A 12,558-nucleotide genomic window follows, 5' to 3' on the forward strand; every position below is an offset into this window, starting at 1 on the left:
GGCGTTTTAATGTCTCTACTTACTTATAATTTTAGGAGATGAAATAAGTCAATTGTTATGCCAAACAATAATTAGTTAATATTGCAGGTTAAAATCAAAATATTTACTCCATTTTTATCTATTAATTTTATAATATACTGACATAATTACCGCAAAACTATCAAATTGTCTTGAAGTATCACTTACACACCATATTCACTTGCTTCTTTTTCCTTATCAGTAGCGCTGGTTTTGCCCAGTTTAATGAGCAGGTGGATCTCAAAAAAAAGGAGGCCAGTCAACTATTTCCTTTCTATTTTCCCAATGTAAATAAAATCAATTATTATCATGATGATGCTGCCATAGAAAAAATTAAGCGTGCAAAGGAATCGCAAAAATGGGAAAGATTACGATCGCTTCAAATAGAATATGTGCAACAATTCGGCATTGAAAATTTCTACAAAGATACGGAGTTGATCTGGCAATTGGCAAAGCTGGAGGAACTTTATGGTGAACTGGAAACTTCCAAATCTTTATACCGCCTGGCACTAAAACATCATCAGGCCAATATTGACCTGAAGCAAATGGAGATTTTTCTTGATTCCGTCAAACTGGAGCAAACGGATGATTACGTACCCATTGATTATTATTATGAACTGGTGGATTTCAGAAAATCGATCGATACTTTGGTACCGCCCAGAGGAGTGTTGTTAAGTATGGGGAAAGCCATTAATTCCAATATGGCAGACTATGCACCTGCCCTTACTTTGGATAACCAAACTTTACTTTTTTCCTCCCAAAGAAGCATTACGGGCGATTTTTTCTCATCTGACAGGAATGAAGATTTATACATTTCAAGGCAAAAGGATGGGAAATGGGAGGAGGCCAGGCCTTTAAAAGATGTAAATAGTAAGTATAATGAGGGCTCTGCCACTTTAAGTGCGGAAGGGGATTTAATTATTTTTACGAGATGTGAATCTCCGGATGGGTTTGGCAATTGCGACATCTACCAAACCGTTTTACAGGAAGACAGCGTTTGGAGCAAACCGAAAAATTTGGGCGCCAATATCAATTCCAAGGCCTGGGACTCGCACCCCAGTCTTTCTACTTCAGGAGATACACTTTTCTTTGCCTCCGATAGAATTGGTGGATTTGGACTGTCGGATATTTATATGGCGGTTAAAGACAAATCAGGCAATTGGAGTGTAGCTACCAACCTGGGGCCGGTGGTGAATACTCGTGGCAATGAGGTGAGTCCGTTTATTCATCCGCGGCATAAGATCCTATATTTTAGCTCTAACGGGCATTTACTCAATTTCGGAGGTTTCGATATTTACAAAACAATGGCAGAAGGCTTTTTGTGGGGAGAACCCAAAAACATTGGCCCACTGATCAATAATGAAGGTGATGAATACTATTTCACCATTGATTCCGATTCCAAAGACTTGTTTTATGCAGGCACCTCTTCTTTGCGCAGTAAAAATTTGGACCTCTTTTCATTTCCCCTGCCGATGGAAGCCCAGCCCGGAGCCACCACTAAGGTGTCAGGAACAGTGCAGGATACGGTGGCTGGCACACCTTTCAGGGGAATTGTTTCCATTATAGATTTGGAAAATGAAATAGAAATTGCTCCTAAATTCACCCGCAAAGATGGTAGTTTCGAGTTTGACCTAATCAATAATACCAAATACGTAATGGTGGTGCAGGCGGGAGATTTGTTTAAAATTGAAGAGATGTTTTTTCTTAAGGGAGATACGGTGATCAACAAAAATGTGGATCCGCTGGCCAGCAAAATCAGGTTTAAATCAGTGGAGTTTGCAGAGAATTCAGCCAAGCTGAGACCGGATATGTATGCTGATTTGGATAAGGTGGTGGATTTTTTGCTGGATTACCCGGAGTTCAGGCTGAAAATCACCGGTCATACTGATTCCTCGGGGGATGAGCGTAAGAATAAATCGCTTTCGCAGGAGCGAGCCGATGCCATTCGGGATTACATCATCATGTTGCATCCCATAGAACCGGATAGGGTAGACGCCACGGGTTTTGGTAATACCCGACCGATTGTGAAAAATGAGCAAACCGATGACGACAGAAGACTGAACAGGAGGGTGGAATTTGAGATTTTCAGGCCTAAGGGGGGGTGATGTGTTGGTTAAGTAGTATTACCGATTTCATTTTCTTTACTAGATTATTTCTATACAGTAAGTCAATCCTGCGGATTGACGGGCTTTCAGTAAAGAGCTAAAATCACAATGCCCCACTGAACAACCATGAGCTCATAGAGCATTTTACGGCACGTCTTTATTCGGTACAATATTTTTTTTGGTCTACTTTGAAGGTAGTCAGTTTACCAGTTCTGTATACAAGGAGTTCAGTGCTGCCTGAAACTTTGCAAATACTATCACCTGGTTGTATGAATTCAAAGAGTTCATCCACAAAAATGGGCACTTCATTTTCCTCAGTCCCATCCTCAAATGAAAGCGTTTCCATTGCATGATTTGGTTTATCAATGTATTTGAATGCGATTGTCCCATTCAAGCTATACAGCTTATAGTCATTAAACCTTCTGCAACGCCTATTCTCGGTTGATTCCATGTTCATAAAGAATATTATAGGCATAAGGATAATTACTAAGATTAGCGAGAATAGAATTCCTCGATATGTTCGTTTTGTTCGAGGTTCGTCTGTTTTTTTAATGACCTCAGTAGCTTTTGCTAAATCGCTAAAATGTCCATAGAAGTATTGGATTTTGTACCCTTTGTTCTTGAGATCAAATTTGAGCCAATACCATAGGATGTTTCCAATTAAAGCGAGGAGAATTAATCCAAAAATTGCAAGTCCGTTCATGTGAGATTCTGTACTGTAACAATTAATAACATAACAATTATCATCCTTTCTCTTTTAACCCTCAACATACTTTCTTCTCATTTGAAATCCTAATGGCTTCCCGAAATGCGGTGTAAATTACCTATATGTAGGTAGTGGTATTTTACAGTGGGGCTGGAAAAGCTTTTCTTGTTTAATTCCACATTCAGGGCAGCTGAATTTTTCTTTTAGGGCTTCTTTGGGTTTTGAGTTAGTGGTGTGTTTTCCTCAGGAAGGGGGGTGCTGTGATTATATTAATGAATGTAGATAGTTGGCAGCATCTTGAAGGCCGTTTTTTCTGAAAATGTCAAGAATTTGATACTCGTCCAGATTGGGGTTCGTACGGTTCATTACTAATTCCCGAAAAGCCTGAGCAGCAATTTGTTGGTTTAAATCAATCGTATCTGTTAAAAAATCATCTGCACTTTTAGCACTTAAACCAAATTTACTTAAATAATCAGCAGGAAAGTCTTTCAAGTTATTGGTGACAATAATATTAGCGTTTGTTTTGATGGCTGCAGCCAGGACGTGTTTATCTTTTTCGTCCGGTAGTTGTAGTGAATCTATAAGTGGTTCGTAGTTTTCCACTAAAGCATCAGGAAAGGCTAATTGGGCTTTATGAACCCTCTTTTTAATTTCAGATTCAGGAATGTTTTTTCGTTCCATGACCGTTCTCCACTCATCAAAAATGTGTTTACTCCATTTAGGGGTAAATAAGTCATAGTGGGCAAACCAAAATAATAAGTCACGAACATCTATGGGGACAATGACATTGGTATCTAAAACACATGTGAATCTTACACTATAAATCATATAAACCAGATTCTTCGTCTGACTTCATTATTTCTATTAAAAGCTTCTTTTGCTTATCCTTGAGTTTCTTTTTGTATAGGATAACATCATCATATTTAATTCTTCTGTGTTTGCCTATTTTAGTGAAATTAATTTCTCCACTTTCCAATAGTTTTACTAAATGAGGCCTTGAGCACCCGAGAAGTTCTGCAGCAGCTTGCGTGGTTATTTCAGTTGCCACAGGAACAATTGAAACCAGTTTTCCCTGACTTGTTTCTTTTAAAATTTCAGCTAAAAGTTTTAATGCATTGAGTGGAATTTTTATTCTTTCAGAAGTTTCTTCAATTTCAATTTCAGGGTAATCAGTATGAATCTCTTTCAGCATTGAAGATAGCGCATCATATGATTCCATAGCTGCTTTTTGCTCCTCCTTTGAAGGTTTTTTTATTTCTTCTGTGAATTTCATGCCCGAGTGTTTTTAATATTAGTTGCAATTATAAACAAAATAAACGAAATATAGTTTCATTTATTTCGAATATTATTAAGAGGCTAGCTTGTGACATGAAACACAAGTTGGCAACAATATTAACGCTACACTCTTCCTCTTCTAACCTTCAACCTACTTCCTTCTGTATTGAAATCAAATGGCTTATCGAAATGTAGTGAACAACTGTTAACGCATGAAGTTATCTAGCCTCCGAATGGCTATTATTCATAACCACCAATATTATGTACGGCCATTTATATTTTCCCAATTCTTAAAAGTATCGGGAAATTTACTTCTTTTATTCTTTCGCTATTCCATTGTTGTTTTAGTTTGCCTTCTAATTCGTCAATCGGATTATATCCATTTTTTTTGATAAAATGTTTTACAGCTGACCATGTATTTAAATATCCAATTAAATGTTCTAAAGTCCATTGATGTTTGTTCTCAAATTTTGGGGATTGGATTTCCTCAAAAGGGAACGGAATGGTTTCATAGTTTTCGTCAATATATTTCCGTTCTTTATCCCAATATTTCCCGATGACATTAGTGTAAAAGTCCTTAATTATATCATCTATTTGTGAAGAGATTTCAATTCTACCGTAGCCTACTATACAAAGCAAGGCATTGGTTTTGGAGGTACGTTTTACTTCTTTATAAAATTTTTCAAAGTCAAACCAATGGACAGCTTGGGCGACTACAGTTAAGTCGAACTTTTGATTGTCAAAATTAGTTTTCTCGGCTGGTTGAACCGAATATTTTATGTTATTCGCTTGTAAGGCGTTGTCTATTTGCGTTTGGCTGATGTCGGTAGCGAAAACATTGTTGAAAGTTTTTGCCAATTCAAATGCAATTTGTCCATTTCCCGTTCCGCAGTCCCAAGCGTTTTGTTTGTTGGTAACCACTGAGTTCAGATAGTTAAAGAAATCCAACGGATAAGTCGGTCTGAATTTCATATACTTGTCTGATTGTGAAGAAAAATTATCTTTCATGTGTATATGTTTATTTCTATAGGTCACATGGAATTCGCGATAAATATTCATCTGGCGGTTGGTATAAATTCGCCCTCGAATATTTATGCTCATTTCATAATTGATCATGGTTGGCAGTTTTTTTTTGACACTTCAATTCAATTAATATTATTTCGGGAATAGGTCTTTTGCTCTTTTTCCCATTTCTGCTACAATCACTGTCAGAATGCATGTTTTGCTCATATAGTCGCTGCTCTTATACTGCCATTTGTTTTGTTGTATTTCTTTTAAGAATTGAAAATGTAAAACCTAAGAAAGCTACACTCATTAGCGCAATTGGAACAATAAAGAAATACATAAAAGATAATATGGCACATGTTACAGAGACCATGATGTTAAGCACTAAAATATTAGTGGGTAAGTTGACCTCTTTGTTAATGCTTAAAATCATTAGATTCAATAATCCGTAACTGAACAATAATAGTCCCATCATTAAACTAAACCCTTGATGAAAAGAAAAAATAGTTGTTTCGGTTCCCATTAATTGAATGGCAAAGCCTTTCATTGTTTGGATAGACTGATGTTGGTCTGGTGTTTTCGGACTTAATTGATCCGTAAGGATATGACCAGTTCCTACTATGATAAAAGCCCAAGAGCCAATTTTGTATCCTAATTTTGTATAGTTCATAATATTTTAATTTAGGTCAAAGTTACTAAAATTAATTCAATTTAGGTCAATGTTACTAATATTATTATCTTTGGCATATGGAAAGTACCAGTGAAAAAATAATACATACAGCCTTACATTTATTCAATTCACAAGGATTGGCAAAGGTTACTTTGCGAACCATTGCTCAGGAAATGGGGATAAGTCAAGGTAATTTGAACTATCATTATAAAAAAAGAGATGACATTATTGAAGCGTTATATCATAGGTTAGTTAAAGATATGGATAGCAGCATGGCTAAAATCCAGCAATCAACAATTGGTTTACAATTAATGTATGATATTTCGTCTGCTATCATGCGGAATTCATATGAGTATCGCTTTTTCCTTCTTGATTTCACTCAGGTTATGCGAGAAAACTCAAAAATTAAAAAGCACTTCAAAGATCTTACTAAAGTGAGGCAAGGGCAAATTATCGGATTATTTAATATGATGATTGAAGATGGAATAATGCGTAAAGAAAAATTGCCTCAAGAGTACTATTATCTCTATAAAAGGATTCAGATTTTTGGAGATTTCTGGATGGCATCAGCTGAAATTGAAAAGGATCAAATTGCCAAAAACATAATAGCTGAATATTTGGAAATGATTATGCAGTCAATTTACCCTTATCTCACAACTAAAGGAATTAAGCAATACAATTCTATTAATTGGTGGTGATGCTAACGAATCGTCAGTGATTTACCCAATTAGCAGTAATTTCATGATTAATTGTGGAGAAAACCACTGAAATCAGCACACTCTATCTCAGGCGTTGGTGGTTCGTTGTTTATTTTCTCTTGTTAGTTTATAACTGTATTTATTTTCTCCCAAAGAGCGTTGTCAAAACCAGATACTGCAAAATTAGGATTTACAGGGTCAGAGGCTTCTCCCATTCTTATAACCACCATTTTTTTGCTTGGGATAACATAGATACGCTGGTCATTTGCTCCCATTGCAGCATACATATCCACAGGTGCATTGGATAGTAATGGACCCTGATAAACAGTTTGCTCACCAGGAATCATAAAACTCGTTTTCCCATTTAACCACCAGAAGTATCCGTAAGAAGTATTGATACGCTGTGAAGAAGATGTACTCTCACTAAAAAAAGTTTCATTTACTACCTGTTCATTGTTCCATTTTCCTTTGTTCAAAGCCAAAAGACCAAATCTTGCCATACTTCTTGTGTTACTGTGGTATATAGTGAAAATTATCCCGAAATTCCAATTTCCCTCCATCCCTATTTTGCTCGCCAGTTTTTCATTGAAATAGGTTTCAAAGTTTTTATTGCTTGCGTTGGCAACTACATCTGTCAATTTTTGAAAAACATTGCCGTAAGCCCACCTCGTTCCTGCATCAGCCACATAAGTCAAGTTGGATTTTATAATTAATTGTTTTGTGTCATCAATTCCTGATGTCATTGACAATAAGTCTCTTACTGTAATCAAGGTTTCTTTTGGCAATGGCATGTTTGTCCATCCTGTTCCTAAATAATCTGACGCTTTATCATTGATATTCAGCAATTCTTCTTGCTGTGCAATTCCCGTTGTTGTTGCCACTAATGTTTTACCTGCACTGTTCCATTCCCATTCAGCAGAAGAATTGTGCCCATTAAAATATTCTTCCATTACAATCCTTCCATTTACAAGTATCATAAAGGATTTTGTGTTTTTTTGAGCAAGAAAATCTTTCAGGGGTTGAATAGCGCTTTGATTCCAACCTAAGCTGGAAATAGATTTAGTCTCCCAATCATTATTAGTAGTTGAAGGAAAATACATAGAATCCGTTATTGGCAGGATTCCATCGTCATTTTTACTGCAACCCGAAATTGACAGTAAAAGAACTAAAAAGTAAACTAAAGTTTTCATGTTATGATCTACTATTAGACTATTTACTATTATACATCCACCTCAAATTATAAAACAATTGCCACTAATGTATATTAAAAGTCAAACCTATTTCAGCAAAATGATGTCTTCTTTTTGATAAATTGATATCTTTTACTCTTTCATCGGAGGTATTCAGGCTTCCTAAATGAGTTTCGGGACTAAAGCTAAACCAGTTGTAGAAAATTGTGACATACCTGGTAGTATAGGATAAAGTAACATTGGTATTAAATAAATGCCGGTTTACCTGATCTTTGGTTAAGGTATAAGGACTTAAAGTAGTTAATTCATCACTTTTGTTTTCCTCGTTTTTAAAGATTCCGTATCAATACCTTAACCCACTTTCACTCCAATTATGCAAACATCGTCCACTTGTTCCAGATCTCCTTTCCAATCCTCAAAAGATTTCTGAAGAATTTCTTTTTGTTCATTCATTTTCCTTGTGTAAATGGAAATCAGTAACTTGTCCAGTTGCTTGAACATGAACTTCTTTCCATTAGGCCCTCCAAACTGGTCAGGGTAGCCATCAGAAAAAACGTAAATAATATCATTCTTTTCCAGTTGAAAGTTATGAGTGGAAAAAGGCCTGGGAGCCGGATATTTCCCAATAGGCATTCTGTCGGCCTTGTGTTTAAGCAGGTTTCCATTGCGCATTACCCATAGTGGGTTATTGGCCCCGCTCCATTGCAATATCATCGTTTTCATGTCCAGCGCACATAGTGAAATATCCATTCCATCTTCCACTTCGCCACCACTTTTGGCAAAGCGTTCAATTACCAATTCCCTTGTTCTGTCCAACAACTTGCCTGTTTCCGTAATGTTTTCTTCCAGAAGTGTCTTGCTTAATGCATTGCTACAAACCATGCTTACCAAAGCTCCCGGAACTCCATGACCCGTGCAGTCAGCTGCTGCGAAGAATACTTTGCCATGGTATTGCTCCATCCAGTAGAAATCCCCCGCCACCACATCTTTTGGAAGGTAGAGCAAAAATCCATCTTTCAAATCCTTGCTCAAGGTTTCTTCCGATGGCAATATAGAATCTTGTATGCGTTTAGCATAATGGATGCTATCAGTTATCTCCTTATGCTTTTCTTCCACCACCTTTTTTTGTTCAGTGATTTCGTTATTGGCGCTTTCAAGGTTTCTATTCTTTTTTTGAATTTCCTTTGTGGCCTTTCGTACCTCTTTTTGAAGTTCCTTCGCCCTTTTTCTCAATCTTCTTCCATTCCACCAGACAATAAGACCAATCAAGCCAATGGCAGAGGTGCCATATATTAAGTACATCCACCAGGTTCTCCACCAGGGGGGCAGTACAGTAAATGCGTAAGAAACCGGAGTGCTCCAAATGCCTTCAGGACTTCTGGCTCTCAATTTGAAAATATAATCCCCTTCATACATATTACCGAAGGTGGCAGATGTTCTTGAAGTGACCGGGCTCCAATCTTTATCGTAGCCTTCCAATATGTATTGGTAACGTACCATGAAATTCTTGGCGGTTTCTATTCCTGCAAAATCAAAACCAATACTATTGTGCCGGGAGGGGAGTATTAAATTTTCGGGAAGGAAAAAATTCTTATCGATGCCTTCAAACTGTATATCAGCATACTTCGTACGAAGACTGTCTCTTACTTCCGCGGATAACAATTGACCGTGTGTGATTACTTCCTGTTGAGAGAGGGTTGTACTGTCATGGGTATTTGCTTCCAGATTATACCAATCAATGTTGTTTTCATTAATTTTTACTTTTTGAATAAATACTGGAAGAGGATTGGCATTTCTCTTTACTGCTTTGGGGTCAAACCGAATTAATTTATCATCTCCACAGCCACCCCAGATGATTCCTACATTTTCTGTTGACTTCTTATAAGGAAAGCCTGTTTTGATAATACACATGGCATTTGTGTTTAGGTCTTTAATAGGGTAGCCGGTTTTATTGTTATAATATTCCCATTCCATTTTTTCTTTATCGAGGTTTTTGGCTCCTCCTATTAATATGCTGTAACCCAAGTTGGTACCGAAAACCATATTGCCTTCAGGAGTTTCTATCATATCGTAAACAACTAAATCTGCCAGACCATCAGCCTTGGTGATATTGTGAAAGATTTTATCCCCGCTTTTTATTTTCTCTAGAGTGGTCGTATTTTCTGTTGATAATTCATTAATAGTTTCCTGTTTCAATACGCTAAGCCCACCACCGGATGTACCAATCCAAAGGTTTCCTTTTACATCTTTAGTAATATTGTTGATGAAATTATCTGCCAATCCGTGTTGAGTATTGAAATTAGTGAAAGAGTGCCCGTCATAACGGGATATTCCTCCTCCTGCTGTGCCAAACCAAATATCGCCACTTTCATCTTCCGTAATGTTCCATACACTGTTGTGAGCCAGTCCTGCTTCTGTTGTGAAGTTGGTAAAAGATTTTCCATCATAGCGGGAAACACCGCCACCAGCTGTACCCAACCAGATGTTTCCTTTAGAATCATTTGAGATAGTATTGATCACATCATGGGCTAAACCCTGTGCTGTAGTGAATATGGTAAAAGATTCCCCGTCATAACGAGTGACACCCCCTCCGTTACTGCCGAACCACATATTTCCACTTTTATCTTCAATGATACAATACACCCGGTCATTAGGCAAGCCCTGCGCAGTGGTAAAAGTAGCCAGGTTTTCACCATCATAGCGGGTAACCCCTCCTCCGGAAGTTCCAAACCACAGATTTCCCTTTCTGTCCTCTGTAATACTGAAAACACTATTCTCGAAAAGCCCATGTTCCGTGTTATAGCTTACAAATGATTCCCCGTCATATCGTGACACACCTCCACCATAGGTGCCAAACCAAATACTTCCACTGTTGTCTTCTGTGATACTCCATACACTGCTGTGGGCTAATCCCTGATCATTGGTAAAAGTGGTAAAAGATTTACGCAGTTCCTGATTATGCTTCTCAAGTTCTTGTCTGAGTTGTAGATTATGATTGCAGGTATTTGACTGGCAAGGAAGTTTGCTGCTTTTCATGTTATATCTCGACACGCCACCTTCATCGGTTCCGAACCATATGTCACCACTTTTATCTTTCGTAATGCTGTAAATGCTGTTGTCAGCCAGTCCTTGCTCTGTGGTAAAACTGCTAAAAGAACTGCCATTATAACGTGAGGCACCATCTCCTAAGGAGCCAAACCATAAGTTTCCATTTTCATCTTCAGTGATGCTTGTAATAACATTACTTACCAAACCTTGATCGGTAGTAAAATTGGTAAAGTTCTTTCCATCATATTGGGAAACACCACCTCCAAGCGTGCCCAGCCAAATATTCCCCTTGCTGTCTTCCATGATGCTGAAAACGCGATTATTGGCAAGGCCGTGTTCGGTGGTGAAATTCGCAAATGAGCTCCCATCATAGCGAGATACACCTCCTCTATCGGTGCCCATCCAAATATTCCCCGCTTTGTCTTCGATAATTCTGAATATACGATCATGTACTAATCCCTGCTCTGTAGTAAATGTGGTAAAAGTTTTGCCATCATAATGAGATACTCCTCCTCCCAACGTTCCTAACCAAATATTCCCGTTTCTGTCTTCTGTAATGCTATAAATACTATTGTGGGCCAGCCCTTGCTCTGTAGTAAAGTTGGTAAATTTTTTTCCATCATAATGTGATACGCCTCCACCATCAGTTCCCCACCAGAGGTTTCCTTTTTTATCCATAAACCCACATGTAATGGTGCCGAGAGCCAGACCTTCCTCCGTGTCGAAATTGGTGAAATTAGCTTTTGGCGGATAGGAAGAGATTTGTTTAATTATTGGAGTTCCTGCAGAAACAGTAAGGGGAGGAGAAATACTTTCCTGGGCAAATGAATTAACAGATATAGTGCTAGAAAGTAAAAAAAGAAACTGAAATAAGAGGAGGTTTGTTTTCATTTTGCATGGTTTGAACTTTGGATATATTTACCCTAGGAGTAAATATATCAATTTTATGTTGATGAATAGCTTTAGTTTCTGAAGATGGTGCTGAAAGAGATGGTAGTGCTTTTTGAAGATAACGAACATTGTTGTTCCAAATAGACTTACGTTACCTAACTTTTTCAAACACAACCTCTTTATCTTAGAGCTCCAGATTCACAAAACAGGAGTGTTCTATCGTTTTGCCTCCTTCAATACAGGTACTTTTATTTTCCTGATAATTAAAAATGCTACTAAAAGATTAGGCACCCAACATAGCCAGGCCACTATACGATAGGCAGGAATAAAGTCATGAAATATATTAATTAAAATAGGCAGCCAGATTCTGAGTGTTACAGCTGCAAAGCAACAGGCATAACTGTAGATCATCATTTTTTCATGAGCTACGATGTTTCCTTTTTTAATCACCAAAAATGCCTTCAGGGTAGTGTAAAACCAGATGACTCCCAGACAAGCAAACCCTAATGCACTTATTAATCCGCCAGTTGCGAAATAAGCAATGAACAAACTTGCTAAAGCACTTAATAATGAGGATATTATATAGATTTTCCCAATTTGCCTGTGCAATTTTAATCTGGTAGCACGAATCTTTGAACTAAATTGAATCCACCCCACCAGCAATGCAATTCCCCCAAGAATAATGTGCATATAAAATCCGATATTCCAGTACACATTAACTAAGAGCTCTATATCCTTAGAACTCAAGAGTCCAAATTTTCTATCAATAATAAAATAGATTAATGGGTAAAGGCCCACTGCTATTGCCAGGAACACAAATAATATCCAAAGTGCTTTTTTTGCCATGTTCTTAAATTCAACTCTTATTTATGGCTTTAAAAGTACTTTATTTTATGGGAAATAACACTGTCATTTATTTTTTCGATGGTACAAGCAGAAAGGATATGATTAT

At 37.4% G+C, this 12,558-nt stretch carries 10 protein-coding genes; 2 read left to right on the top strand and 8 right to left on the bottom strand.

Features of this window, described 5'->3' with window-relative positions; all coding sequences use genetic code 11:
* Positions 1-170 precede the first annotated feature (170 nt).
* Positions 171-2,123: an OmpA family protein gene (locus JKA74_RS10020; RefSeq protein ID WP_236587660.1), complete on the top strand. Its 1,953-nt coding sequence runs from the start codon at positions 171-173 to the stop codon at positions 2,121-2,123.
* A gap of 157 nt (positions 2,124-2,280) precedes the next feature.
* On the opposite strand, the gene JKA74_RS10025 is transcribed toward JKA74_RS10020, so the two are convergent.
* The 5 genes from JKA74_RS10025 to JKA74_RS10045 form a co-directional block, all read right to left on the bottom strand.
* On the bottom strand, positions 2,281-2,826 hold the full coding sequence (locus JKA74_RS10025; protein ID WP_201431040.1) for a hypothetical protein: 546 nt from the start codon (positions 2,824-2,826) through the stop codon (positions 2,281-2,283).
* Between the two features lie 267 nt (positions 2,827-3,093).
* Positions 3,094-3,657, bottom strand: coding sequence for a PIN domain-containing protein (locus JKA74_RS10030; protein ID WP_201431041.1), 564 nt, complete (start codon positions 3,655-3,657; stop codon positions 3,094-3,096).
* A complete protein-coding gene (locus JKA74_RS10035) occupies positions 3,647-4,102 on the bottom strand; it encodes a helix-turn-helix domain-containing protein (protein ID WP_201431042.1) in 456 nt (151 codons plus the stop codon). Before JKA74_RS10035 ends, JKA74_RS10030 begins: the two co-directional genes overlap by 11 nt.
* Before the next feature lie 275 nt (positions 4,103-4,377).
* Complete coding sequence (locus JKA74_RS10040; RefSeq protein WP_201431043.1) at positions 4,378-5,112, bottom strand: class I SAM-dependent methyltransferase; 735 nt, start codon at positions 5,110-5,112, stop codon at positions 4,378-4,380.
* A 235-nt stretch (positions 5,113-5,347) separates the two neighbouring features.
* Positions 5,348-5,779, bottom strand: coding sequence for an LIC_13387 family protein (locus tag JKA74_RS10045; RefSeq protein WP_201431044.1), 432 nt, complete (start codon positions 5,777-5,779; stop codon positions 5,348-5,350).
* 77 nt (positions 5,780-5,856) lie between these two features.
* Here JKA74_RS10045 and JKA74_RS10050 point away from each other — a divergent pair, with 77 nt between their 5' ends.
* Positions 5,857-6,477 carry a TetR/AcrR family transcriptional regulator gene (locus JKA74_RS10050; RefSeq protein ID WP_201431045.1) on the top strand — a complete coding sequence of 207 codons (621 nt, stop codon included), beginning with the start codon at positions 5,857-5,859 and terminating at the stop codon, positions 6,475-6,477.
* A gap of 122 nt (positions 6,478-6,599) precedes the next feature.
* Here JKA74_RS10050 and JKA74_RS10055 read toward each other — a convergent pair whose 3' ends face one another.
* The 3 genes from JKA74_RS10055 to JKA74_RS10065 form a co-directional block, all read right to left on the bottom strand.
* A complete protein-coding gene (locus tag JKA74_RS10055; protein WP_201431046.1) occupies positions 6,600-7,667 on the bottom strand; it encodes a serine hydrolase domain-containing protein in 1,068 nt (355 codons plus the stop codon).
* Between the two features lie 351 nt (positions 7,668-8,018).
* Positions 8,019-11,606 carry a two-component regulator propeller domain-containing protein gene (locus JKA74_RS10060; protein ID WP_201431047.1) on the bottom strand — a complete coding sequence of 1,196 codons (3,588 nt, stop codon included), beginning with the start codon at positions 11,604-11,606 and terminating at the stop codon, positions 8,019-8,021.
* A 216-nt stretch (positions 11,607-11,822) separates the two neighbouring features.
* Positions 11,823-12,452 (bottom strand): DUF2306 domain-containing protein, encoded by a 630-nt coding sequence (locus JKA74_RS10065; protein WP_201431048.1) that lies wholly within the window; start codon positions 12,450-12,452, stop codon positions 11,823-11,825.
* Positions 12,453-12,558 lie beyond the last annotated feature (106 nt).

It is taken from the genome of Marivirga aurantiaca, from assembly GCF_016679925.1.
Lineage (GTDB): Bacteria > Bacteroidota > Bacteroidia > Cytophagales > Cyclobacteriaceae > Marivirga > Marivirga aurantiaca.

Excerpts from the sequence above, each read along its gene's own strand:
- JKA74_RS10055 (WP_201431046.1), bottom strand. The coding sequence starts at position 7,667 with ATGAAAACTTTAGTTTACTTTTTAGTTCTTTTACTGTCAATTTCGGGT.
- JKA74_RS10045 (WP_201431044.1), bottom strand. The coding sequence starts at position 5,779 with ATGAACTATACAAAATTAGGATACAAAATTGGCTCTTGGGCTTTTATC.
- JKA74_RS10065 (WP_201431048.1), bottom strand. The coding sequence starts at position 12,452 with ATGGCAAAAAAAGCACTTTGGATATTATTTGTGTTCCTGGCAATAGCA.
- JKA74_RS10030 (WP_201431041.1), bottom strand. The coding sequence starts at position 3,657 with ATGATTTATAGTGTAAGATTCACATGTGTTTTAGATACCAATGTCATT.
- JKA74_RS10060 (WP_201431047.1), bottom strand. The coding sequence starts at position 11,606 with ATGAAAACAAACCTCCTCTTATTTCAGTTTCTTTTTTTACTTTCTAGC.
- JKA74_RS10050 (WP_201431045.1), top strand. The coding sequence starts at position 5,857 with ATGGAAAGTACCAGTGAAAAAATAATACATACAGCCTTACATTTATTC.
- JKA74_RS10035 (WP_201431042.1), bottom strand. The coding sequence starts at position 4,102 with ATGAAATTCACAGAAGAAATAAAAAAACCTTCAAAGGAGGAGCAAAAA.
- JKA74_RS10025 (WP_201431040.1), bottom strand. The coding sequence starts at position 2,826 with ATGAACGGACTTGCAATTTTTGGATTAATTCTCCTCGCTTTAATTGGA.
- JKA74_RS10040 (WP_201431043.1), bottom strand. The coding sequence starts at position 5,112 with ATGAAAGATAATTTTTCTTCACAATCAGACAAGTATATGAAATTCAGA.